At 56.0% G+C, this 24,084-nt stretch carries 21 protein-coding genes; 9 read left to right on the top strand and 12 right to left on the bottom strand.

The annotated features are described in order from the left end of the window. Positions 1 to 2: 2 nt before the first annotated feature. Positions 3 to 839: a TIGR03435 family protein gene (locus IEX36_RS03180; protein WP_229668676.1), complete on the bottom strand. Its 837-nt coding sequence runs from the start codon at positions 837 to 839 to the stop codon at positions 3 to 5. Between the two features lie 147 nt (positions 840 to 986). Between IEX36_RS03180 and IEX36_RS03175 the strand changes: the two genes are divergently transcribed. Together IEX36_RS03175 and IEX36_RS03170 are read left to right on the top strand one after the other, a co-directional pair. Further along, positions 987 to 3,407, top strand: coding sequence for an Orn/Lys/Arg family decarboxylase (locus tag IEX36_RS03175; protein ID WP_188757871.1), 2,421 nt, complete (start codon positions 987 to 989; stop codon positions 3,405 to 3,407). Between the two features lie 280 nt (positions 3,408 to 3,687). Next, positions 3,688 to 4,176, top strand: a complete 489-nt coding sequence (locus IEX36_RS03170; protein WP_188757870.1) for a retropepsin-like aspartic protease — start codon at positions 3,688 to 3,690, stop codon at positions 4,174 to 4,176. Positions 4,177 to 4,301: 125 nt separating this feature from the next. On the opposite strand, the gene IEX36_RS03165 is transcribed toward IEX36_RS03170, so the two are convergent. Next, positions 4,302 to 4,778, bottom strand: a complete 477-nt coding sequence (locus IEX36_RS03165; RefSeq protein WP_188757869.1) for a hypothetical protein — start codon at positions 4,776 to 4,778, stop codon at positions 4,302 to 4,304. Positions 4,779 to 4,921: 143 nt separating this feature from the next. Between IEX36_RS03165 and IEX36_RS03160 the strand changes: the two genes are divergently transcribed. After that, positions 4,922 to 5,686: an SDR family NAD(P)-dependent oxidoreductase gene (locus IEX36_RS03160; RefSeq protein WP_188757868.1), complete on the top strand. Its 765-nt coding sequence runs from the start codon at positions 4,922 to 4,924 to the stop codon at positions 5,684 to 5,686. A gap of 440 nt (positions 5,687 to 6,126) precedes the next feature. Here IEX36_RS03160 and IEX36_RS03155 read toward each other — a convergent pair whose 3' ends face one another. Continuing rightward, positions 6,127 to 7,035: an N-acetylglucosamine kinase gene (locus IEX36_RS03155; RefSeq protein WP_188757867.1), complete on the bottom strand. Its 909-nt coding sequence runs from the start codon at positions 7,033 to 7,035 to the stop codon at positions 6,127 to 6,129. Positions 7,036 to 7,170: 135 nt separating this feature from the next. Continuing rightward, positions 7,171 to 10,572, bottom strand: a complete 3,402-nt coding sequence (locus IEX36_RS03150; RefSeq protein ID WP_188757866.1) for a TonB-dependent receptor — start codon at positions 10,570 to 10,572, stop codon at positions 7,171 to 7,173. Positions 10,573 to 10,849: 277 nt separating this feature from the next. Here IEX36_RS03150 and IEX36_RS03145 point away from each other — a divergent pair, with 277 nt between their 5' ends. Further along, positions 10,850 to 11,635 carry a DeoR/GlpR family DNA-binding transcription regulator gene (locus IEX36_RS03145; RefSeq protein ID WP_188757865.1) on the top strand — a complete coding sequence of 262 codons (786 nt, stop codon included), beginning with the start codon at positions 10,850 to 10,852 and terminating at the stop codon, positions 11,633 to 11,635. A 2-nt stretch (positions 11,636 to 11,637) separates the two neighbouring features. Here IEX36_RS03145 and IEX36_RS03140 read toward each other — a convergent pair whose 3' ends face one another. Genes IEX36_RS03140 through IEX36_RS03130 form a run of 3 tightly spaced genes read right to left on the bottom strand, consistent with a single transcriptional unit; the run spans position 11,638 to position 14,599 of the window. Then, complete coding sequence (locus tag IEX36_RS03140) at positions 11,638 to 12,489, bottom strand: fumarylacetoacetate hydrolase family protein (protein WP_188757864.1); 852 nt, start codon at positions 12,487 to 12,489, stop codon at positions 11,638 to 11,640. Beyond that, positions 12,486 to 13,832 (bottom strand): enolase C-terminal domain-like protein, encoded by a 1,347-nt coding sequence (locus IEX36_RS03135; protein ID WP_188757863.1) that lies wholly within the window; start codon positions 13,830 to 13,832, stop codon positions 12,486 to 12,488. The genes IEX36_RS03140 and IEX36_RS03135 overlap by 4 nt, the downstream gene beginning before the upstream one ends. 17 nt (positions 13,833 to 13,849) lie before the next feature. Then, positions 13,850 to 14,599: an SDR family NAD(P)-dependent oxidoreductase gene (locus tag IEX36_RS03130; RefSeq protein ID WP_188757862.1), complete on the bottom strand. Its 750-nt coding sequence runs from the start codon at positions 14,597 to 14,599 to the stop codon at positions 13,850 to 13,852. Positions 14,600 to 14,791: 192 nt separating this feature from the next. On the opposite strand from IEX36_RS03130, the gene IEX36_RS03125 reads away from it, so the two are divergent. Then, positions 14,792 to 15,130, top strand: a complete 339-nt coding sequence (locus IEX36_RS03125; protein WP_188757861.1) for an L-rhamnose mutarotase — start codon at positions 14,792 to 14,794, stop codon at positions 15,128 to 15,130. A gap of 76 nt (positions 15,131 to 15,206) precedes the next feature. On the opposite strand, the gene IEX36_RS03120 is transcribed toward IEX36_RS03125, so the two are convergent. Together IEX36_RS03120 and IEX36_RS03115 are read right to left on the bottom strand one after the other, a co-directional pair. Beyond that, complete coding sequence (locus tag IEX36_RS03120) at positions 15,207 to 17,273, bottom strand: hypothetical protein (protein WP_188757860.1); 2,067 nt, start codon at positions 17,271 to 17,273, stop codon at positions 15,207 to 15,209. 622 nt (positions 17,274 to 17,895) lie between these two features. Continuing rightward, positions 17,896 to 18,048 (bottom strand): hypothetical protein, encoded by a 153-nt coding sequence (locus IEX36_RS03115; protein WP_188757859.1) that lies wholly within the window; start codon positions 18,046 to 18,048, stop codon positions 17,896 to 17,898. Positions 18,049 to 18,158: 110 nt separating this feature from the next. Here IEX36_RS03115 and IEX36_RS03110 point away from each other — a divergent pair, with 110 nt between their 5' ends. Together IEX36_RS03110 and yihA are read left to right on the top strand one after the other, a co-directional pair. Then, positions 18,159 to 18,626 (top strand): hypothetical protein, encoded by a 468-nt coding sequence (locus IEX36_RS03110; protein WP_188757858.1) that lies wholly within the window; start codon positions 18,159 to 18,161, stop codon positions 18,624 to 18,626. A gap of 99 nt (positions 18,627 to 18,725) precedes the next feature. Then, positions 18,726 to 19,337: a ribosome biogenesis GTP-binding protein YihA/YsxC gene (gene yihA / locus IEX36_RS03105; protein WP_188757857.1), complete on the top strand. Its 612-nt coding sequence runs from the start codon at positions 18,726 to 18,728 to the stop codon at positions 19,335 to 19,337. A gap of 244 nt (positions 19,338 to 19,581) precedes the next feature. Here the strand turns inward: yihA and IEX36_RS03100 are convergent, their stop codons facing one another. Together IEX36_RS03100 and IEX36_RS03095 are read right to left on the bottom strand one after the other, a co-directional pair. Beyond that, positions 19,582 to 20,928 (bottom strand): inositol-3-phosphate synthase, encoded by a 1,347-nt coding sequence (locus tag IEX36_RS03100; protein WP_188757856.1) that lies wholly within the window; start codon positions 20,926 to 20,928, stop codon positions 19,582 to 19,584. 131 nt (positions 20,929 to 21,059) lie between these two features. After that, a complete protein-coding gene (locus IEX36_RS03095; RefSeq protein ID WP_188757855.1) occupies positions 21,060 to 21,686 on the bottom strand; it encodes a DedA family protein in 627 nt (208 codons plus the stop codon). Between the two features lie 71 nt (positions 21,687 to 21,757). On the opposite strand from IEX36_RS03095, the gene IEX36_RS03090 reads away from it, so the two are divergent. Beyond that, positions 21,758 to 22,591, top strand: a complete 834-nt coding sequence (locus tag IEX36_RS03090; protein WP_188757854.1) for a chlorite dismutase family protein — start codon at positions 21,758 to 21,760, stop codon at positions 22,589 to 22,591. A 2-nt stretch (positions 22,592 to 22,593) separates the two neighbouring features. Beyond that, the gene (gene nth / locus IEX36_RS03085) at positions 22,594 to 23,292 is read left to right on the top strand and encodes an endonuclease III (protein WP_188757853.1); all 699 of its coding nucleotides are present in this window, start codon (positions 22,594 to 22,596) and stop codon (positions 23,290 to 23,292) included. Between the two features lie 9 nt (positions 23,293 to 23,301). Here nth and IEX36_RS03080 read toward each other — a convergent pair whose 3' ends face one another. Further along, positions 23,302 to 24,066, bottom strand: a complete 765-nt coding sequence (locus tag IEX36_RS03080) for a uroporphyrinogen-III synthase (RefSeq protein WP_188757852.1) — start codon at positions 24,064 to 24,066, stop codon at positions 23,302 to 23,304. Positions 24,067 to 24,084 lie beyond the last annotated feature (18 nt).

The raw sequence follows: 24,084 nt of genomic DNA, 5'->3' as shown, positions 1-24,084 counted from the left end.
GCTCAGTTGGCCGTCGGCCGCTCCACCTTATCGACGACAATCGCCTCCACCGGCCCCTTCGTCGCAATCAGCTTCAATCCAAGCTGGTCCTGCACCGCGCGAAATAGCGGCGGAGCCTGCGCATCCGACGGCGCAACCGGCACCTCCCCGCCGAACTGCGTCTCATCAGGAGCCCACGTCAGATCGAAATCAAATCTCCCTGCCAGTCCTGTCTTATCCACCACCGGCCGATCGAGCACCGCCCGCTGCAGCAACGAAACGAAGTCACCCATCGTCGCATTCCGCGCCGGCAGCGTAATGTGCTGCGGATACACCACGCTGATCAACCCTGGTGGCGAGTCCGGAGCCTCCGCGCTCTTCTTCAGCTTCGGTCCATCTTTCGCCACCGTCAGCTCATAAATAGAGAAGACCCTCGGCTCGCGATGAAACGCCAGTCCAAATCTGTCCGTCAGCAGCGAGCGCAGCATCTCCATCTGCTCATCATGACTAGGCCGTACCTCGCCCGGTGTTTTGGCCAGAATGTCATAGTGGTCCGAATCCATCCACTCCGGCCCACCCGAGATCGCCTTGGGATTCAGATCATAAGCAGCAGCAATCAGCAGCTTCACCGTATAGTCCTTTTCGACAAAACGGTTGACGCCCTGCATCACAATAAACCGCGGCGCTTTCAGCCCAGGATCCACCGGCTTAATCGTCGCCACCTCAAACTGCTTGAACGCAGGCCGCGGCTGCGCCAATTGCGATTGCTGCGCCAGTTGTGATTGCGGAGCAGGCTGCTGGGCAAGTGCGCACGAAGCATAAACACTAGCCAAAGCCAGAAACACCATCTTCTGAAACATCGCTCACCTCCCGCACCAACACACGCGCGATTATAGGACGCGCACCCTCCGCCAGGCATCGCCCAGCCCGCTCAAAACTCACCGTCTCGTAACAAAATATCCACCGCCAAATCCCTGTAACATAATTCCAGAAGTGAGTGAGGTGGGATGAGCGAAGGGCGTTGGGTTTTACTGATTGCAAGTGAAGTAGGTGGTACAGACTCGGTCTCCGACCGCGCCATGCAGCGCTTAGTCGATGCCATCAAGGACGAAGGCTACGAAGTCGTCCGCACCTCCACACCCGAAGACGGCCTCTCGCTCGTCACGTCCGACCCCTCCTACTCAGCAATCCTCCTCGACTGGGACCTAGAAGGCGAGGGCCAGTTCGAAGAGCACGCCGCGCTCAAAGTCCTCCGCGCCGTCCGCCATCGCAACAAGAAAATCCCCATCTTCCTCATCGCCGACCGCACTCTCGTCAGCGAGCTTCCCCTCGAAGTCGTCAAGCAGGTCCACGAGTACATCCACCTCTTCGGCGACACCCCCGCCTTCATCGCCAACCGCGTCGACTTCGCCGTCGAGCGCTACCACGAGCAGCTCCTCCCGCCCTACTTCCGCGAGCTCAAAAAATACACCGACCAGGGCGCATACTCCTGGGACGCCCCCGGCCACATGGGCGGCGTCGCCTACCTCAAGCATCCCGTCGGCATGGAGTTCCAGCAATTCTTCGGCGAAAACCTCCTCCGCTCCGACCTCGGCATCTCAACCTCGCAGCTCGGCTCCTGGCTCGACCACCTCGGGCCTCCAGGAGAATCCGAGCGCAACGCCGCCCGCATCTTCGGCGCCGACTGGACCTTCTTCGTCCTCGGCGGCTCCTCCACCTCGAACCAGATCATTGGCCACGGCGTCATCGCCCAGGATGACATCGTCCTCGCCGACGCCAACTGCCACAAGTCCATCTGCCACTCCCTCACCGTCACCGGCGCGCGGCCCGTCTACATGAAGCCAACGCGCAACGGCTACGGCATGATCGGCCTCGTGCCCATCAAGCGCTTCGCCCCCGACTTCATCCGCGGCCTCATCGACCGCAGCCCGCTCACCAAGGGCATCGCCAATCAAAACCCAACCTACGCCGTCGTCACCAACTCCACCTACGACGGCCTCTGCTACGACGTGAACCGCGTCGTCGAAGAGCTCTCCAAGTCCGTCCCGCGCGTGCACTTCGACGAAGCCTGGTACGCTTACGCGAAGTTCCACAAAATCTATCGCGGCCGCTTCGCCATGGACGTCCCCGACGACATGCCCGAGCGCCCCACCATCTTCTCCGTGCAGTCCACGCACAAGATGCTCGCGGCCTTCTCGATGGGTTCGATGGTCCACATCAAGCTCAGCCCGCGCGCGCCGCTCGAGTTCGACCAGTTCAACGAGTCGTTCATGATGCACGGCACCACCTCGCCGTTCTATCCGCTCATCGCCTCGCTCGACGTCGCAGCCGCCATGATGGACGAGCCCGCCGGCCCCGCTCTCATGGACGAGACCATCCAGGATGCGATCAGCTTCCGCAAGGCAATGTCCTCCGTCGCGCACCGCCTCCGTGAATCCGGCGACGGCGAAGGCTGGTTCTTCCGCCTCTTCCAGCCCGAGCAAGTCAACGATCCCAACGACGGCTCAACCCATCTCTTCGAAGAGGCCGACGACGAGCTGCTCGCCAACACCTCAAGCTGCTGGGCGCTCAAGCCCGGCGAGGACTGGCACGGCTTCCAGGACGAAGACATCGCCGACGACTACTGCATGTTGGACCCCACCAAGGTCACCATCCTCATGCCTGGCGTCAACGCGCAGGGCAAGGTCGCCGACTGGGGCATCCCCGCCGCCATCCTCACCGAGTTTCTCGACTCACGCCGTGTAGAAATCGCCCGCACCGGCGACTACACCGTGCTCGTCCTCTTCTCCGTCGGCACCTCCAAAGGCAAGTGGGGCAGCCTGCTCGAAAACCTCTTCGAGTTCAAGCGCCTCTACGACAGCGAAGCTCCGCTCGAAGAAGCGCTCCCCGAGCTCGTCGCAAAATATCCCGCGCGCTACCGCAACGTCTCGCTCAAAGAGCTCTCCGACCAGATGCACGCCGCCATGGTCGAACTCAATCTCCCCACGCTCGTCGGTGAAGCCTGCGACGAGGACTTCGACCCCGTCCTCACACCCGCGCAGACGTACCAAAAGCTCCTCCGCAACGAGACCGAAAAGATCCGCTTCACCGAGATGCCCGGCCGCATCGGCGCCGTCATGCTCGTTCCCTACCCTCCCGGCATTCCCATGTGCATGCCCGGCGAGCGGCTCGGCGCAGCCGACAGCCCCGTCATCCGCCTCATCCTCGCCACCGAAGAATTCGGCAAGCGCTTCCCCGGCTTCGAGCGCGAGGTCCACGGCATCGAGGTCGACGCCGAAGGCAACTACTGGATGCGCGCCGTAGTCGAAACCCACGACCGCAAGAAGAACGGCAATGGCAAACAGCGCCCACCCAGCGCCGCCCCACCCGTAAAACGCAAAAAGCGCACCGCAGACCACCCAGGCGAATCCAACCCCGGCCTCGATTAAAGCCACCACGCCTTTGTCGTTGCTTCTGAGATAGGCCCAGACTTCTTTGCTGTTGCCTTTGCTGTTGCTGTTGCCCTTGTCGTTGCTTCTGAGATAGGCCCGGACTTCAGTCCGGGCAATACGGACCAGAACACCATTGCTTAGCTTATGCTTAGGGCACTGGGAAATGATGCATCGACGTGTCTTTGAGAATATCCGCGCGATTGCATCGATAAGTATCTGCTAGCCCGCCGTGTTGACGATTTTCTAATCTGCTTCGAACCTCAGGAAGGATTCGACTGTGCGCTATTTATTGTTGGCATTAATATTCATCGCAACCATTCGGACTGTATCCGGCGAAGAAGCCCATCCAGCACCTTCACAATCCACCAACGGCGAGATAGGACTTGCCCTGATCTCAGACTTCAAAACCGGTTCCATTTTGGTTGAAGGAAAACTGGAAGGACATCCCGCCGTCATGGTTCTTGATACCGGGGCTGCACAAACAATGTTCGATGCTAAAGAATTTGGCCTTAGCCCCGTTGATCTTGAAGCCGCGCGCCTGAACCAGCGGGGTGTTGGGCTTGACGCCAATGTCGTTTGGAGAAGAGTCAATTTCAGCATCGGCGACGCAAGCTGGACTCAAAAAGAAGTTGCGATAGCGAATCTGGAAGACCTTTCCAAAATTTATGCAAGGAAAGTTGACGGGATTGTAGGAGAAGATGTTTTGCGAGAATTTAGATCCGTAACGATCAACTACAAATGGCACTGTGTCATGCTGACGCGGTAGAACGCTCTACTGAGTTGGGAGCTTGGCGGACCCAACATTAAGTCCCGAATCCTTCTTGGACTGGGCAGATGCTTAAAGTCGCTGAGTGGCGAATTGGTGGACTGAACAGGATGCAGCCTTCGTTGTCATTGACGGACTTTGATCTCAATCCGAAGCTCCGGTGGATCAGAAGCATGTTCCATTTCATCCTTAGGCGGCGAGACGACTTCAATTGAATGCATGGGTTCTGGCTTCATCCAATGAATTTCCCACACGCCTTTGTGTGTGGCTGACTCAACGGCAGGAATGTCTTTTGCGGGTTGGCCGGGGCGTAGATAGCGGATATGAGCAGAGTCTCCACCTGTATCCCAATCGATAGCCAACGAGGGCCATCGATGGTGGTGCATCGGAATTACGCCGCTCCTGGGCAAGTCAACCTGGAGGACGCGGACAAATTCGTTCTCAAATAGCAGCTTGTGGGAGTTGGGAGCAGCCTGTAATGCATCGAAGCCGGGAGGAAAATCGCTCGGATTCTCCGAATGGAGAGAGATGGCAGCGCCCGCAAAGCCCGCGATCAATAATGTGAGGGCGATATAGAAGACAAAACGTCTGGGGCGATTCATTTCAGGGATGCTACCACAGGGGCTATCAATAAACGCAGCAGCGAAACACCAGCTATGAAACCGGTCTATTCCTCGTAGACTCATCGCGCAATTTCCCACTTGCCCAACGCCCCCACCTCTGAAATCGTTGAACGAGACCAACAATGACCCAATTCGCTACCTACCCCAGCCTCAAAGACCGCGTCGTCGTCATCTCCGGAGGCGCAAACGGAATCGGCGAATCCATCGTCGAAGCATTTCACCAGCAACAGGCAAAGGTCTGGTTCCTCGACATCGACCGCTCCGCCGCCGAATCCCTCATCGCCCGCCTCAGCGACAAACCCAACACGCCAAAGTTTGTAGAGTGTGACCTCACCAACATCGCCGCACTCCAGCAGGCAGCCGCCGAGATCACGTCGCATCACAAATCAATCGATATCCTCATCAATAACGCCGGCAACGACACCCGCCACTCCGTCGAAGAAGTCACCCCAGACCTCTGGAACAAATACCTCGCCCTCAACCTGCACCACCAATTCTTCCTCACGCAAGCCTTGCTGCCAGCCATCCGCCAATCCGGCCACGGCTCCATCATCAACATGAGCTCCATCAGTTGGATCATCCCCGGAACCAATCTGGCCGCATACAACACCGCAAAGGCCGGAATCGTCGGCCTCACCCGCACCCTCGCTCACGAACTAGGCCCCGACGGAATCCGCGTCAACTGCGTCCTCCCCGGAGCAATCATGACGGAGCGGCAACGCCGCCTCTGGTTCACCGAAACCTACCAAACCGAAATCCTAAGCCGCCAGGCCCTCAAACGCATGATTCAACCCGAAGAAGTCTCTCGCCTTCTCCTCTTTCTGGCTGCAGACGACAGCTCCGCCATCACCAACCAGAGCTACATCATCGACGCCGGCTGGATCTGAAGCACCCACAACCACTGTCATTTCGACTGGAGCAATGGACGGCTTTATCGTCCATTGCGCGGCAGCCTGCCCTGAGCGAAGTCGAAGGCCCGGAGTGAAGCCTACAGGGCGAAACGACCCAAATCCCCCGCGCCACAAATTCCTGTCAAGAGGATCAACTTGAAAAAACCGAGCCAACCCACTCATTCAACTAAAGATATTTTCCCAGCAAAACTGGCGGTTTAGTTTTCTCAGCTTGCTACACTTAAATCAGATAGAAAAAACAAAGCCCCGAAAGGAGACCAACTCCATCCGGGGTTTTCATTTTGGAATGAAGACTCTACCAATGCTAAACCTGCAAAAACCCAATAAAACCGGGACTTTCGCGCAAATAAGAACCCCAAAGTCCAACCCTAACCCAAATCAAAGGAAGACTTTGCACAAAAACAAGGGGGAGGGGGTCAACCGACCCTCGCCCTCCACAGCGCTCCCAGCGCCGGATCCACCACCCCCGGCAGCGTCTTCACCGAAGGCAACTCCCTCTCCAGCCGCTCCACAATCCCCCGCCGCACCGGACCGACCCGCTCCAGGATGCTCCCCGTGAACGCCACCTCCGGAACCCACTCCGGCGGAGCCTCCCGCCGCAGCCGCCCGATCACCAGAAGCGCCAGGTGGGCCAACTCACCCGCCTCTCGACTCAGCACTCCCCGCGCCACCCCGTCACCCCGCTCCGCACACGACGCCACCAGCGGCGCGAGCGCACTAAAGTCCGGAGCCGGAATCTTGTTCGCGTACGCAACCAACTCCGTCGCATCCGCCAGTCCCCACAACCCGAGGATCTCCGGCAGCAGCTCGGTCGACCGCTCCTCATCCAGCGCAAGGAACGTATCCCGCAGCGCCTGAACCCCAATCCGGTGACCCGACCCCTGGTCCGCAAGCACCGGCCCCCATCCACCCGCCGTCGTCACCCGACCCGAGACCGAGCGGCCCGCAACGTTCGACCCCGTCCCCGCAAGCACCAGCACCCCCGACCCACCGAAGAACGCCGCATCGAGCGCAATCTCCACATCACCGACGAGGACCAGCGAACCACCAACCCTCTCACCGAATGCCTCCCGCATCCAATCCGTCACCAGCGGCACCGTGATCCCCGCCGCTCCGATGCACGTCCGCGTCACCGACCGCAAGGAAACTCCGGTCAGCGCAGCAAGCTCGGAGAGCGCCTTATCCAGATTACGGGTAGTGGTCGCCGCGTCAGCGCGCATCCGCTTGATGGTCCCCCCCTGGACCCGCCCAAGCACCTGCTGCTCGTCGCCCAGTACGTATTGAGTCTTCGTACCTCCCGCATCCACACCTAAATAAAACGCCAACGCTCGCTCTCCTCACTCTTCACTACTGTTCAAAAGAGTATCAGCGTGGCCCTCCGAAAGGGCCACGGAAAAAGAAGCGCCACGGAAGATCCGTGGCGCAGGAGGCCATCAATCCCAATGGCCATGCAAGGTTAGTTAGAACCGGTAATGTGCGGAGAATTGTAGATGCCGCTCCGTTGACCGTATCGAATTCTGCTGAGCTATTTGACCAAAACTGGTATCGTTGATGCCCGTGTCTGGGTTTCCATAGCTGACAATATTGAACGCATTGAACGCATCGAACCGGAAGCCGATCACTTGTTCTCTATAGGTATGGAAGTCCTTCATCGCCGAAATTCCAGCGTCGAGGAAGCCTGGGCCACGAACAGCGCCATTCCTGGAACTACCGAACGTGTTCGTCGCTGGAGCGCCAAAGGCACAGACACCATTGTCCACTCCCGGGGTCGTACAGGGCGTTGCCGATGGATCAGTACCAAACCAGTTGTCGATGGAACGATTGACGATCTTCAGTTTCCTGTACTGATTCGGCCGCACGCTGCCATAGCTGTTGGAGTTGTTGTTGGCGCTGGTGGTCAGCGTCTCAGGGAAGCCAGAGTATGCTACCCAGCCCGCGCCCAACCTCCATCCGCCTATAACTTCGTCAACAATGCGGTTGACACCGTTCAGGTACAACTGACCGCGGCCAACCGGCACCGCATAGGTTAGATTGCCGGACACGTTGTGTCTCACGTCATAGCCTGCTGGACCATAGTCTGCCGCGCTGTCATAGTAGTTCTGAAACGCGCCACTAAAGCCGTTAACCTCCAACCCATAGTTACCGAGGCTGTTCGTCATAGCTTTGCTATACGTGTAGTTCAGTGTGTATTCGAGCCCGTGGCTCAGTCGCTGCCGCAGAACGGCCTGGAGGGCGTTGTAGTTCATCATCGCCCGCGACTCCGTAACGAGTAGTGAGTTCGATCCAATGCCCAGGGCCGAATTCACGCCAATGTATTTGTTGTTGTAATACGGCGCCGAAGTCGGATCTCCGTTGACCCGATACTGGTTCAGGTTGCCGTAGTCTTCGATATGCTGGCCTTGCTCTCCGAGATACCCAACTTGTAGCGACAGAGAACTGCTCAACGCATACTCCGTCGTCAGGTTCCACTCCTGCACATAGGCTGGCTGGATGTTCTTCGGATAGACGTTGAACGTACCTCCATTGCTGCTGGGATTTTGGAAGGCTGTCTCTGCAGTCAGAGGCGTTGGTACATCGGTCAATGTCGGCTGGGTTAAGTTGACGTTGATGGCCTGAATGAAGGGAGTGATCGACGTCAAACGCTGATTGGAGGAGTTCCCTTCAAAGAAGCTGCTCGCGCCGTAGCCTCCGCGAACCACTAACCGAGGAGTCGCCTGATATGCGAACCCAAGACGCGGCATGAACTGGTGGAAGCTATAGTCGTAGCAGCCGCGATTGCTGCACAGCCCCGACCCTGCCGGCGCTCCCGCGGGAACAACATGCGCATATAGCACTTGGCCAGTGGCCTCGTCGATATTTCCAGTCTTGTTGTTCGACTCAACCCACGGCTCGTCGATCTCATAGCGGCCCCCAATGTTCACAGTAAGGTTGGGAAGCAACTTATAGTCATCGTTGATGTATCCAGCAATGCGCCACTGGCGTTGTCCGACATTCACGCTGGCCAGCGTCGCGGCGACTGAGCTGACACGATCCAGCAAAAAGTCCGCTCCGCCATAACCGGAGTTGCTATCGTTGGGGCTTGAGGTAAAGTTGCCGTTGTACGAGAGCGATCCAAGATAGCCATTGTTATTGGCCGTCGGATAGTTGTTCTGATAGCGCAGTGCCTGGACGCCAACGCTCAGCAAATGGCGGCCGTGCTGCCATGTCAGGTCGTCCATATAGCTGTATGTGTTGTCGATCAGGCCACCACCGTAGACTGGATTACCACCCGCAAAAATGCCGCCGCCAATACTCTGGCCCGAATATCCGGCGTACGCCTGGTTCGGAAAGCCAATGCCTACTTTGGAATTGCCTGAATCTCCAAACTGGCCGGTCGAGTCGATCGAGAAATTCTGTGCCCAGACCGTGCGCGTGAATCCAATGCGTGCAGAGTTAATCAGCGCCGATGAGAACGTGTGCACCCAGTTCACGCCAAACAGCTTGGTTGGGTACAAATTCACTCCATTAAAGCTGATGGCCAACACAGGGGTATTTCCATCGTATGCCGTAGACATGGAATAGAAGCCAGTAAACCGGTCCTCTGTGGTGGCATCATATTCGAGCTTGATGTCGCCCTGATTGTTAGCGTTGAAGCTACGTTGCGGAGCTTGATAATTGCTGCGTACAATTCCGTCGGTCGGTGTCGCATTCGGTAGGGGATACAACTTGGGATTCGCAAACAAGAACTTCGCTACAGGATTAGCGATTGCAATTCCCTGATCGTTCGCATATGGCATAAAGCCATTCAGCGGATCGTACAGCTGCTTTGAATTTCCATTCTGCAACAGAACAGAAAAATCGCCGTTGCGCATTGCCTGCGTAAATACGCTCTCAGAGCCGATGCCACCAACGTGGTGACGAGAGCCAAGGTAGTCGACAAAGAAGAACAACTTGCCGCGCTTGATTGGGCCACCGAGCGTTGCGCCGAACTGGTCCTGGGAGAACGGATTGATCGCGATGACGGGGGTTTGATTCTTGTTCTGCCATGAGTTGGCGTTCAGTCTATAGTCCTGGACATAGCCGTAGAGTGAGCCATGAAAGCTATTGGTACCAGTCTTGAGAACGCTCGCGACTCCGGCTCCATTCACATTGCCATAATCCACCGGAGTGTCTGCAGCCAGCACCTTGATCTCTTGGAGCGCATCCGGCGCGGGACTATAGGAAATCAAGTTGTTGAACGTCTCGTTCATGTCGATGCCGTCCAGTGTGTAATTATTCGCCTGGGCGCGGTTACCGTTGAGATTGATCGTGTCCGTGAAGTAGGTGCTGCGCTCGATGCTGGTCGTTCCGCTTGTACCGGCCGTGCTCACAGAGCCGGGAACGTAAAGCGTAATCGCGGAAAAGTCGAGGCCGTTCAATGGAAAGTTTTGGATTGAATTAGCGGTAAAGGTGCTGCTCAGTGTGTCGTCATTGGTATTGAGGATCGGCACCGTCTCTGCCGATACCTGCACCGTCGTCGCCACGCTTCCGGCATTCAACTGCACATTGAACTTCGCTGTCTGAGCGATCTCCAAAGAAAACTGCGGAAGAGTCTGGGGCGCAAATCCACTTGCCTTCACAGTGACCTGGTATTGACCGATTGGAAGAAAGCGGATCGTATACGCACCGGCGGCATTCGTTGAGGTCTCGGTTTTTACACCCGTGCCTGCATTTTCTGCGACGACCTGGGCATTAGGGATAACGGCGCCGGTAGAGTCGGTGACCTCACCTGTAATGTTTCCGGTCACAGTCTGCGACCAGGCAGCAGGCATCGCCACAATTGCCGCCACCGTGACTATGGCTAATAGCCAACTGAAATATCTGCGATACCGTGCTGTCTTCATGCTGCCTCCAAAATGACGTAAACCATGGAAAATCTCCGAAATAGACCTGCGCGGCAACCGGGACATCAGCATTCGCACTGATCCCACCAATTGCTCTGGTCTGGGTTCTGTAGCGGAGAATAAAAACTCAAATGCTCATTTGTCAATCAAAATATCACAAATAGTGAAGAAATTGATTGATTTTGTTCAATAGAAAGCTAGGATGGCAGATGAATCTTCACTTTCGTCGCCTCTTTGACATACTGTTGACATAGCTTTCCCAACAAAAGGACCCGTGATGGCAGCTAAGACGCAAGCGCGTGAAACCCAGATACTGCACCTTTTACTTCAGGCCGGAAAGAGCAATGTGGACGACCTTGCATCAGCCGTGTCCGCATCGCCGGCTAGTGTACGAAGAGACCTGATCAAGCTGGAGCAGCGCGGTCTCGTACACCGCACCCATGGCAGCGTCGAACTGGCCGGCAAGATGACTTACGAGCCGTTTCGCTTTGATGCTGCGTTTCCCCTACGCGAAGAGAGGTTTGCTGATGAGAAGCGTCGTATCGCCATTGCTGCGGCTGAAATGGTCGACCAGGGCGACACAATCGCCATTTCGCCTGGCACAACGACAACACAGGTAGCGCGGAGTCTGCGCCATCGCGAAGGCATTCACATCGTCACCAATGCAGTGAACATCGGTATGGAGTATTCAAGCCTGCCCCATGCGCGCGTGACCCTGACAGGTGGTTCAATCCGTTGGCCAGGATCGTTCTCCATGGTCGGAGCAACTGCATATGACTCGCTGCAGCGTCTGTTCTTCGACAAGTTCTTCGTAGGTGCGACGGGGATTCATCCGCAGCATGGCCTGACTGTGATTGAATCTGATGAAGCTCTGATTCTCGGTCAGATGGTCAAGCACGCCAAACAGATCATCGCTGTTGCTGACGCGAGTAAGCTCGGGATGGTTTCGTCAAATAGCGTCTGCTCAACCCGACAGATCCACACGATCATCACCGATGATGGCGTAGACCCTGAACTGGTCGAAGCATTCCGGCAACAGCAGGTACGAGTCGTCGTCGTTTAGCTCTACTCGGCTTGCGTGCGGTTACGGAGCGAACCGAGCTTCTCAATCGTGACCACGACTTCCTCCCCAGGCTTAAGCCAGCGCTGCGGTTTGCGGCCGAGACCAACTCCTTCAGGAGTTCCGGTGCTGATGATGTCTCCTGCCTCGAGCGGTGTAAGGCTCGAAAGGTGCTCGATCAAAGCGGGAATCTTGAAGATGAGGTCATTGGTGTTGGAGCTTTGCAGCGTCTCGCCATTGATGGTAAGTGAGATGGCTAGATTGTGCGGATCCGCAACTTCGTCCGCAGTTGTAATCGCGGGCCCAAGCGGCGTAAACGTCGGGAACGACTTCCCCATCGTCCACTGCGAGGTCGCTAGCTGAATGTCGCGCGCGCTGACATCGTTGACGATGGTATAGCCGAAGACATGCTCCATCGCGCGATTCGCTGGGATTTGATAGCCAGGTTTGCCAATGACAACAGCGAACTCGGCCTCGTAGTCGGGTTGAGTGGAGATTCTGGGGAGGATAATTGGGTGCTCCGGACCAACAACGGAGCTTGAGAGCTTCAAGAAAACGGTGGGAACCTTCTGCACCTGCATGTTCGACTCGGCAGCGTGCTTCTGATAATTCAGGCCAATGGCGAAGATGCGCGGCGGACGTGGGATAGGAGCTACAAGCTTAACCCCGGCGAGCGGAAGACGCGAGAGCTTCGCCATGTTGGCGCGTGCATCGACAAATGCCTGCTCACCTGCCTCGATAAATGCAAGGACGGATGCATGGCCGAACGCAGTCAGATCTACCACTTCATTTTCGTTGACGAGTGCGCCTGGCGTTGGATGTGGATTGGTACTTGTCGTGAATGTGACCAGCTTCATGCTCTGCCGTTGCTCCTTGCTTCCTCAAAAGCTTCCTGCCAGATTTCGCCGTCTGGATAAGCAAACTGCGTCAGCGAATCTTGCTTGATTTGAATACTGTAACCCGGTTCCATAGGCAGAAGATAGTGACCTTGCCGGATATGGACAGGTGTGAGGAAGTGCTCATGGAGGTGATCGACAAACTCGATGACCCGATCTTCGAGCGATGTGGAGACAGAGAGGTAATCGAACGCGGAAAGATGCTGGACATACTCACACAGCCCGACACCGCCAGCGTGAGGGCAGACAGGAACGTTAAACTTTGCAGCCATTAATAGGATGGCCAGGTTCTCGTTGACGCCAGCCACACGGCAGGAGTCGAGTTGGAGTACGTCGATGGCTCCGGCCTGAAGCATCTGCTTGAACATGATGCGGTTGTGGACATGCTCGCCGGTAGCAATCCGCACCTGCGGAACTTCGTGGCGAATGCGCGCGTGACCAAGAATATCGTCGGGGCTGGTAGGCTCTTCCATCCACCACGGCTTAAGCTCAGCCAACTGGCGCGTGCGCTCAATCGCTTCAAGCACTCCCCACTTCTGGTTGGCGTCCACCATCATCTTGTTCGTCCAACCGATCTCTTCGCGAATGATATGGCCACGGCGTAAATCGTCCGCCGGTTCGCCTCCCACTTTTAATTTGAAGTGCGTCCACCCTTCGGCCAATGCCTCGCGCGCAAGACGGCGAATCTTTTCTTCGCTATATCCGAACCAGCCAACTGAAGTGGTGTAAGCCGGATATCCCTGACGCTCAAGTAGCGCAAGCCGCGTCTTCTGGCAATCTCGCCGCTCCGTGAGCAGGTCAAGCGCCTCCTGCTCGTTAAGCGCGTCATCTATATAGCGAAAGTCAATCGCTTTAACCAGCTCCCGAGGCTCCATCTCCGCCAGCAACTTCCAGAGAGGTTTGCCTTCGACACGCGCATAGAGGTCCCAAACCGCGTTAAGGATCGCTCCAGTAGCAAGATGAATGACGCCCTTCTCCGGGCCAAGCCAGCGAAATTGTGTGTCATCGGTAAGCTGGCGTGCGAAGCCGCGAAGATCACTCGTGATCGAATCGAGAGAACGGTTGACTACATAGCGAGAGAGGTATCGCACAGCCTGAACAACGAGATCGTTGCCACGGCCTAACGTAAAGGTGAGTCCATGCCCTTCGAGCCCCGTATTCGTCTCAAGAATGCAGTACGCCGCCGAATAGTCTGGGTCTTTATTAACCGCATCGGAACCGATGTGGCTACGCGACGTGGGGAACCGTAGGTCGATGACACGGACAGCGGTAATGTGGGTCTCGTTCAACTGCTTCCCTTTCATACAAAACTTTTGCAGACTTAGGCTGCGCTCCAGCCACCATCGATCGCAATCACAGCGCCATTGATAAATTCGGCTTCACGGGAACAGAGATATCGAACCAGTGAAGCAATATCTTCAGGAGTACCAAGGCGCCCGATGGGCTGACGTGCGACAAGTTCCGCACGAACCTTCTCCTTCTCATGTTTGTGATACTTCTCCAGATAGCCTTCAACAAATGGGGTCTGAACAGTGCCCGGAGCGATGCAGTTAATGCGCAGCTCTTTGGGGTAATCAACTGCGATCTGGCGAGTCATGGCTTGCACCGCACCCTTGCTCGTGCAATAGGCAAGGCGCTGTTTGACTCCAACTGAACCGGCAACCGATCCAATGTTCACAATGCAGCCGTGTGCAGCAAGCAGTTTAGGAAACGCCGCCTGCGTAACGAGAAAGACGCTGCTGACGTTTACCTTCATGACCCGCTCGAAGTCTTCTTCACTGGTGCGGGTAATGTCGCCAACCAGGCCGATACCGGCATTGTTGACCAGAATGTCTAACTGCCCAATAGCATTGAGGGCTGATGCAATCGATGCTGAGCTGGTCACATCCATAGCGACAGGCTGTGCGTTGATCAGTTCGTCAGCTAATGCTTGTGCGGCGGCCAGATTAATGTCGGCAATATACACATGCGCGCCAGCCTGAACCAGTTCGCGGCAGGTTGCTGCTCCGATGCCGCTGGCTCCTCCAGTGACAAGTGCTAATTTATTTTCCAGGCGAAAACTATCTGTCATAGGCTGAAACAATCCTGTACTCGAATAAGCATACCGGTTTTTGGCTAAAGTGCGAAAAGATTATTTATCCAAGCCGGAAATTGCGGTTTGTGAAACGGTAAGAGAGCGCCTTAGCACCTTTAGCCTACAGTGATACTCTTCATTTGGCTTTCTGTTTGAAAAGCACTTTCGAAATAAGATGCGGAGGAACTCATGCCACGCCACTGTTTGGCTCTCGATCTGAAGGATGATGCAACGGCAATCGCTGAATACAAGCGCTATCACGTCAAGATATGGCCCGAAGTCAAACAGAGCCTGTTTGATGCGGGGATCGAAGATATGGAGATATATCTGCTTGGCACACGAATGTTCATGATTATGGACGTAAGCGACTCGTTTTCGCTCGAAGCCAAAGCGGCCGCGGACGCAGTCAACCAAAAAGTGCAGGAGTGGGAGACGATCATGCACCGCTTCCAGAAGCAACTCCCCCAATCCAAAGCAGACCAGTGGTGGGTCCCAATGGAGCGCGTCTTCACTCTCGCCGAGCAATAAATCAGCAGACCTGATATCTAAAAAAGTAAGGCCCCGGAAGTTAATCCGGGGCCTTTCATTATTGGTTGAGAACAGGTTACGGAATGGTCTGGAAACGACCATTGCTAAGGCCCTGGGAGAACGGTTGATAAACCGGAACACCGGCTCCAACGACCTCCGTAATAGAATTTGCACCATCACCAACAATCCACACGTTACCAACCTGGTCAACTGCCGACGCGCGGCCGGATAAGAAGTACGAGCTGCTCTTTTGGAAGCCACCTGCGGGCGAAAGAGCAGTACCGTTGGCACTCACCTCACTAACGCTGCCTATAGCTCCGGAGACGTTGGTGTTATTCGGAACCCAGATATTGCCTCTTCCATCAAGGCTGATACCGGTGGGAGTGTTGATTCCCCCAAAGCCTGAAGCGCTGGTCCATAATTCGTTGTAGCTGTTCGCCTTGCTGAGATAGATGAGGTAGTTGTCGCTTCCCTGCGATGAAACCACCACATCGCCTCCTGATGTAACGGCGAGGCCATAAGCATCATGTCCAATGGGGTATGTTGTTGTTGAGAAACCATTCAGCGGATTGGGCCCTGACGTACCTGGCGAAACTTCAGCTACGTAACCAGCACCCGAAGAGACCCAGATATTGCTTTGCGTGGCATTGCCCTGATAGTCGGGCATGATGCGGATCGGGTTGGGGCCGACCACACTCGATATCTGCACTGGGGTGACGGCCGTCGCCGCTGTTGCGGCCCCGGGTATCTCATAGAGCGACGAGGTAGAAGAGGATGTAAAGTACACATTGCCCAGACCATCCGCTGTGACTGCCAACGGAGCCACAGACGTGGGGAAGTCTGTGACAGTGCCATTTGGATTGTAACGATAGATATGGTTCGACGCGGTCGCAAGCCACACATTCCCCGCAGTGTCAATGGTTGAACCATTAGAGCCGCCATTGCCCAGCGAGACGCACGCGCCCGCTGCTCCGGCCTTAGTCAACTCGGACAAATTTCCTGAAGCCTGAGAGTTTGCTATCCAGACGTTATCTGACCCATCGATGTTGATGTCATATGGGCTGCTGATAAAACCGCCCGAATTCGTGCCGCAGTTGCTGAGGCTGGAATAATTGATAGCAATTGTCCAGTCGCTCGGAGCTGTTACCAGAGTAGGTTGATACGGTGCACCAACCCCCGTGGCCAGTGTATAGATATTCTGCAGATTGGTGGTGTTGCCGTTCGTTGGGTTGCTCAGGATATAGTATGTCGCCTGCACGACATCCGTTGCTGGCGGAAAGTTGGCGCCACTGACCGGATTGGTGACAGATGTGGAAGGTGGCAAGGCGCTTGCAAACAGCGTATTGCAGGCATTTGCAGAAGACGAAGCGTTGTTTACGCAGGCTGAAATCGCGTCAGCAATCGTATTGATCTTGCTTGCCTCAGGAGTGGCAGTGACGGAGACCGTGGACACACCGTTGCCTGAAGCCGCCGGAATTACCGTCGAGTTTACTCCGGTCCCGGTGCTGAAATTTACCATCAGAGCAATGGTGTTCGGAATGTTGGCTACGGCGTGGTACTCCTGGCCGATGCCGTCAAAAGAAATAGAGTCATTGCTTGGATCGAAGAATTGCTGAACTGCGGCTACTGTAGCCACAGTCGACAACTCGGTCATGTCCACAAAAGAGCCGTTCGTCAGGGTGTCGCAAAGACCGTAGACCGCAATAAACGCCGCAGCGCTGTTATTGACGCTGCTATCTCCGTTGTTCAGCGTGTTACCACCCTTGGCTACAACATAGACAAGCGGCGACCCCACGTTTGTGGGGCAGGAAAACGTATTGGTCGACCCATCGTCAGGCGAACTTGCATTTGCAGTAAAACTAAATGAGCCCGTACCATCATTGGATGTCGTTGTTGAAGCGGCCAGAGTCGCGACTGAGTTATCCGCTTGACCCGAAAAATACAGATTCACTGTAGCTCCGGAGACTGGCTGATTACCGCCGTGCACCTTCCCGCTAAGCGTAGCATTCGAATGCAGCGAGTCAACATTCGACGGCACGGTCGCCATGTTGGCGCAACCGGCTGTCAGCATGGCGGCTGACGCCAGCAGCGCGACCAAACTTCGTTGAGTGCCCGATAGTCGGGCAAAGATGTTGCGATTCATCGGTGTTCCCTCCGGAAAAATGATTGCTACGGTTTGCTTGACTGGACAGGTGGCTCGGCTTATCGGAGAGCGACCAGGGGAGAGCGTTTGGAGCGGACTCGGGAACGATTGGTGTTCAACTACGTTCATTTCATGGTCTCAAAAACTCTACCGCAGAGATCAAAATAACTATGGCATTCAGACTGCCTATAAACGGGCCATCCCCGCATCGGCAGTCAGGTACGGCTGTTTCACTCTGGAGCATACTCGACCTTTGCGCGAATGGAGCATAAATCCTTATGGCACTTTAGAAAATGGACGTGACACTTTTGGGTCATTAAATTCCCGAAGAGGAACAACATCACCCTTCAGACAGCCTTCCCATCTCATGCCATTTCTTCATGTTGCTCTTCATATTCATTCCCGCTTACCGCCTACGATTAGAAAGATTGTTTTCATCCCATACATTAACTGACTTGGTTCTCTTCTTTCACTCCAGCTTTCTGTCCTAAATATCTGATTGGCGGTAACCAAGCAACTCTCTCGCTCAAAAGATAATCTATTCGGACATCCTGTTATATTTGCGTTTACATTCAGCGATGTAGTTATGGAGACGACATGATGCGCATGAAATCTATGACCCTTACGGCAGCACTGACACTTTCTGTTGTTGCCTCACTAGGCGGATGCAAGAGCAGCTCGCCAACTGCTGCTGCTCCCTCAACTGCTGCGACACCTGCTCAGGCAGGGCAACCAGCAGCAGCTTCGACTCCAGCTTCTGGGTCTGCAGCGACACCAGCCTCTGCTCCAGCTACCGCCGCGTCCGCCCCCGTGCCAGCGGCCCAGCCTGTGCCTGCCGCTCCGGCCCCTGTAAGATTGACCGCCCCTTCAGGAACGCGAGTACAAGTGAGCATTACTCAGACACTCAGTGCCAGCCGGAACAATGTAGGAGATGGCTTCACAGGCTCCCTGTCCGAGCCCATCAAGAGTGCCGATGGATCCGTCATCTTCAAGCGCGGCGCTCGTGTAAATGGAACCGTTGTCGCAGCCAAAGGCCGTGGCCGCTTCAAAGGAGCGGGTGATCTTGGCATTCAGGTCGCTTCCATTGATGGCGTCGCCGTGAGCACCTCGGAATACGAAAAGGCAGCAGCCGGCAAGGGTAAGCGCTCTGCCGCAATGATCGGTGGCGGCGGCGGCGCAGGCGCACTGATTGGCGGACTTGCCGGAGGTGGCAAAGGTGCATTGATTGGCGGACTCATTGGAGCGGGCGCAGGAACCGCTGGCGCAGCCTATACGGGGAACAAGGATGTCGTGATCCCCTCCGAGTCTGTCATCACCTTCCGTCTGACTGCCCCAGTCACCGTCACTCGCTAACCACTCAAACTTTACCCACAGAGCGTCTACCTCCCGCGAGGCAGGCGCTCTTTTGTTTTAGGGCAAGGTATCCATTGCTTCGAGCGATAGACTGACTCTATGCGACTAAACCCTGTCTTCATGCTCTCAGCGACCGATGTCGCTCACTTCCCTTCCGAATCGAAGACCGCCAACGCGCCCGAGGTAGCCTTTCTTGGCCGCTCGAACGTGGGTAAGTCGTCGCTCATCAATTCCCTGCTCGGCGCAAAGCTGGCACATACCTCGTCGACACCTGGCCGCACACGCTCAATCAACTTCTTTGCGTTGTACGAGGGCACAGGCAGCAAGCAGAAGGCGCAGCCCTCGCTCATCTTCGCCGATCTGCCCGGCTACGGCTATGCAAAGATCTCGAAGTCCATCTCCTCTGAGTGGCCACAATTCATCGAACCGTACCTCACCGAGCGCGAGACACTCGCGCTCGCCATCTGCCTGGTCGATACAAACATTCCGCCGCAGGCCAGCGACACCCAGCTCATCACCTTCTTCAAGCAGATGCAGCGTCCATTCCTCGTCGTGGGTACGAAGGCTGACCGTCTCTCGAACAACGTGCTCTCCAAGTCGCTCGCCGCGCTCAGGCAGGCACACGAGGTTGACGAAATCCTTCCCATCTCCGCCAAAACCGATGCCGGGACCAAAGTCCTTTGGCAGCACCTGATGGAGGTAATGGATTAAGGCGAGGAAGGAATCATCAGCTGATTTCCACAACCACTCTTGACACTGCTGATAGCCTTAACTTAAGAGCAAAAGAGAAGCCCGGCGACCCGCCGGGCTTTCTGCTTTCATAGAGAATGGCATCAAACGTGCACAAATCGCTTATACCTATCCCATTTACTTCGAATACTTTAGTACCTAAGTACGGGGAGGGGGTACCCGCCCCGTACGGCGCAAAAACTCTGCGCCGGACAGAGTCCCGAAGCTACTCGGCATGGGTGTAGTAGTCCAGCCCAAGATGCGTAATAAGATCTTCGCCCATGATGTGGCGAAGCGTGTTCTTGAACTTCATCGACTGGATGAAGAGATCATGTTCCGGATAGACACCCGGAGCCGAATCCGGCGCCTTGAAGTAGAAGCTGAGCCACTCCTGGATGCCCAGTCCGCGCAGCGAAGGCGTCCGCGCAGCCAGGTCCATGAAGAGACATAGATCGAGTGCGAGCGGTGCTGCAAGAATGGAATCGCGGCAGAGGAAATCCACCTTGAGCTGCATCGGATAGCCGAGCCAGCCGAAGATATCGATGTTGTCCCAGCCCTCCTTATTGTCACCGCGCGGAGGATAGTAGTTAATCCGGACCTTGTGGTACAGGTCCTTGTAGAGATCGGGATACAACTCTGGCTGGAGGATGACATCGAGCACGCCGAGTTTCGACTCTTCCTTCGTCTTGAACGAATCAGGATCATCGAGCACTTCGCCGTCTCGATTGCCGAGGATGTTGGTCGAATACCATCCGCTGACCCCCAGCATTCGAGTCTTGAATGCTGGCGCGAGCACGGTCTTGATGAACGTTTGACCGGTCTTGAAGTCTTTGCCACAAATAGGCGCGTTCATCTTGCGCGAAAGCTCATTGAGCGCAGGAATGTCCACTGTCAGGTTTGGCGCCCCGTTCGCAAACGGAATGCCTTCCTTAAGCGCGGCCCACGCATACAGCATCGAAGGCGAGATGCCTGGATCGTCTTCGACGAGTCCCTTTTCGAACGCCGCCAGCGACTGGTGCACTGCCGACTGCTCGAGGAAGACTTCCGTCGAACCAGCCCAAATCATCACCTGTCGGTCCGTCTTGGTTTTGAACTCGGCAATATCGTTGCGAATCTGGTTGGCTAGGTCGCACTTATTCTTACCAGTCTTAATCTTCTTGGGAGTGAGCCGCTTCACATAGTTCTGGTTGAACGCCGCAGGCATCGGCTCGATGGATTCGAGAAATGGGCGAATTTGGTCGAGCTGGTCACGTTCAAGCACCTCAGCGGTGCGCGCGGCATCGTAGAGGTTGCCGCCGAAGATATCCCAGCCGGTGAAGACAACATCGTCGAGCGAGGCGAGCGGGACAAAATCTTTAATCAGCGGGCTGCGACCCTCGTTGCGCTTGCCCAGCCGGATCGTTCCCATCTGCGAGAGCGAACCGATGGGCTTGGCAAGTCCACGGCGAACCGCTTCGACGCCGGCGATGAGCGTGGTCGCGACCGCGCCCATGCCGGGAATCATAATACCGAGTTTTCCTTTTGCTGGCTTGATGCTGGCCGCTGCTTCATTGGCGGCTCCGGGTGTAGACATGAGGATGCGTGCCCTTCCGTGATGCGATTTTCCGTGGAACGGAAGGTTTAGTATCACTCACGGAAAAGCACGCATGCAAACAAAACCCACTGTTTTCGCGCCTTTAGCGATAACTTGCATTCGCGCCACGACTACGCTTTTTCGACGCAAATGCGGTTCTTCCAGTGCGAGACGGCGAACCACACTGCCCCCAGAATGATGGCAAGTTCCACTACAAGATGGAAGCGATGGAAGATGGCCTGGAACTGTGGGTTTGTGTTCCACTGCGCGCCGAGCTTCATCCCCACGTACGCGAGCACGTAACACCAAGGCCACGAACCGATGAAGGTGTAGATGTGGAAGCGAAGCTGGTTCATCTTCGCCACGCCCGCGGGGAACGCGATGAACGTGCGGACGATGGGCAACATTCTTCCGATGAGCACAGCAAGTGAGCCGTAGCGGGCAAAAAAGCGATCGACGAGATCAAGGTCGCGACGGCTCAGAAGCAAGTAGCTGCCGTAGCGCTCGACCATCGGGCGTCCGCCCCATGCGCCCACCCAGTACGCAGGGATAGATCCGAGGTTGGATGCCAGTGATGCGACAGTGGCGAGTAGGATGAGATCCCACTGCGTGTGCGCCAGAGCGTATCCAGCCAGAGGCATGATGACCTCCGACGGAATAGGGATACAAGCCGACTGAATAGCCATCAGCAGTACCACACTGGCGTAGCCTCCGCTGGCGATCAGGCCGACGAGGATTGCGATGAGTTTTCCGGACATGCAGTTTGAGTATACGGGCGCGCAGACGATCATCGGCGATGCGCTAGCATGGAAGTGCAAGGAGATTTGCCATGACGAACACATATGTCGCGCCAGAAGCTGCTGTTGAAGGAACCGAAACCGCGCACGGAAAACCGGATGCTGCTCCAGCGACGAAGACGGGAAGGCCTGCTACGAGCCACGCGCCCGCTTCGCACGACCCCTCGAAGCCCGCGGTTAAGCGCCAGATTGTCTGCTTCAGCTTCTACAAAGTGCTGCCCGAGTGGAAACGTCTGCCCGCTACCGAAAAAACCGCACATAAAGCCGAGTTTGCCGAGGTGCTGGAAAAGTGGAACAAGCCTGGCGAGTTTCTTTCAGTGACTTACTCGACCGTAGGTACACGCGGCGACGTGGACATGTGCGTGTGGACGATCGGCTATGCAGTTGATGAGTTGAACCTGATGCGCAGCGAACTGCTTGGCACCTCGCTGGGTGGATACCTCACGGTACCCCACAATTTCCTCGCAATGACGAAACGTTCGCAGTACCAGATTGGCCGTCCCGATGAAAGCGAAGGTGAAGGACGCGGCGCGATTCGCCCCGGCGGGCAGAAGTACATCTTCATTTATCCCTTCTGGAAGACGCGACCGTGGTATCTGCTGCCGATGGATGAACGGAAGCGGCTGATGGATGAGCATATCCGCGTGGGGCTTTCGTATCCGCGCGTGAAGCTGAATACAACCTACTCGTTTGGACTGGACGATCAGGAGTTCGTCGTCGCGTTTGAGACAAACTTTCCGGACGACTTCCTTGACCTTGTACAGCAGTTACGCGAGACCGAGGCCAGCATGTATACCCTGAAAGACACACCTGTGTTTAGCTGCGTCCGGATGTCTGCCACAGAGATGCTGGACCGACTGGGATAACGATGGCCCCGGCGAAGACAGTAAAGACGGCGAAGTCATCGAAGCGGGAGAACCCTCTTGCGCCTGAACGCGTGAAGGCGATTCTAGATGTGCTGGCGAAGACCTATCCCGGCGTGGTCTGCGCGCTGCATCATCGCAACGCATGGGAATTGACCGTCGCCACGATCCTCTCGGCACAATGCACAGACGTGCGTGTGAACATGGTGACACCCGCGCTGTTCAAGGCATTCCCAACACCGAAAGCAATGGCCGCTGCTTCCCTGCCCGAGATCGAATCGCTCATCCGTACGACGGGATTCTTCCGCAACAAAGCCAAATCAATCCAGGGTGCGGCGCGTGTCGTGACTGAAGAGTTCGGCGGAAAAGTTCCGCAGACGATGGAAGAGATTCTGCGGCTGCCAGGCGTGGCTCGTAAGACTGGCAACGTCGTGCTCGGCTCCTGGTATGGAATCGCGGCAGGAATTGTTGTCGATACGCACGTTATGCGGTTGTCGAAGCGCCTGGAGTTGACGAAGCAAACTACGCCTGAAAAAGTCGAGCAAGACCTGATGAAGATTATCCCGCAAGACCGCTGGATCGCTTTTTCACATGAGCTAATCCATCATGGCCGCCAGGTGTGCGTCGCCCGTAAACCAAAGTGTGCGGACTGCACACTGGAAAAGCTATGCAATGCTCCGGACAAGACGTGGAGTTCGCACTGAGCTTGTTGCTTAGGCGGCAAAGTGCACTACAAGAGACTGCACGAGCGCAGGAATCGTATGGCTTGCAGCCTCGACGTGCGGTGGATGTCCCAATTCGTGCAGCGTCTGACTCGTAATTGGACCGATAGACGCACGAATGATCTTTTCTGGCAGTTTTATCCCTCCTGCTTCAAGCAAGGTGAATAAATTACGCGCGGTAGAAGAACTGGTGAACGTTATCGCATCGGGGAATGAACTGGCGTCAGCAAAGAGCGACTGGAGCGCCACAACCGATCCGGCAGGAATCTGGTTGCGATAGGCTTCCGCGATGGTGACCTCGGCACCAGCGGCGCGGAGGGTCTCAGGGAGAACGTCGCGGGCCTCTGCGGCACGCACGAGCAGCATTCGCGACTTCGCGGCGTAGGGTGCAAGCTCGGAGGCCAGCGATTCGGCGACGTAGCGCTCGGGGATCAGGTCGGCTCTAAGTCCAAGTGACTCGACCGCGTGCGCCGTGGCCGGTCCAATGACGGCGATGCGAGGTGGAATGGATACCCTGTCCCACCTACGATGAAATACCTCCACTGCGTTTGCACTGGTGAAGAGCAGCCAGTTGTAGCGATCAAGTTTGCTCAAGGCTGTGTCGAGCGCGGAATAGGATTCTGGCGGAACGATCTCTATCGTCGGAATGAGAATGGCAGACGCGCCCAGTGATTCGAGACGTGCGGCAAGCTCCGAGGCTTGCTGCCGCGTGCGTGTGACCAGGATGCGTCTTTGGCTGAGGGGAGGCACGTCCATACCGGAGGCTCGGTACTC

This window comes from Edaphobacter acidisoli (assembly GCF_014642855.1).
Lineage (GTDB): Bacteria > Acidobacteriota > Terriglobia > Terriglobales > Acidobacteriaceae > Edaphobacter > Edaphobacter acidisoli.
Note: the sequence above shows the minus strand (reverse complement) of the source record. Positions and strands in the feature narration are given on the sequence as shown.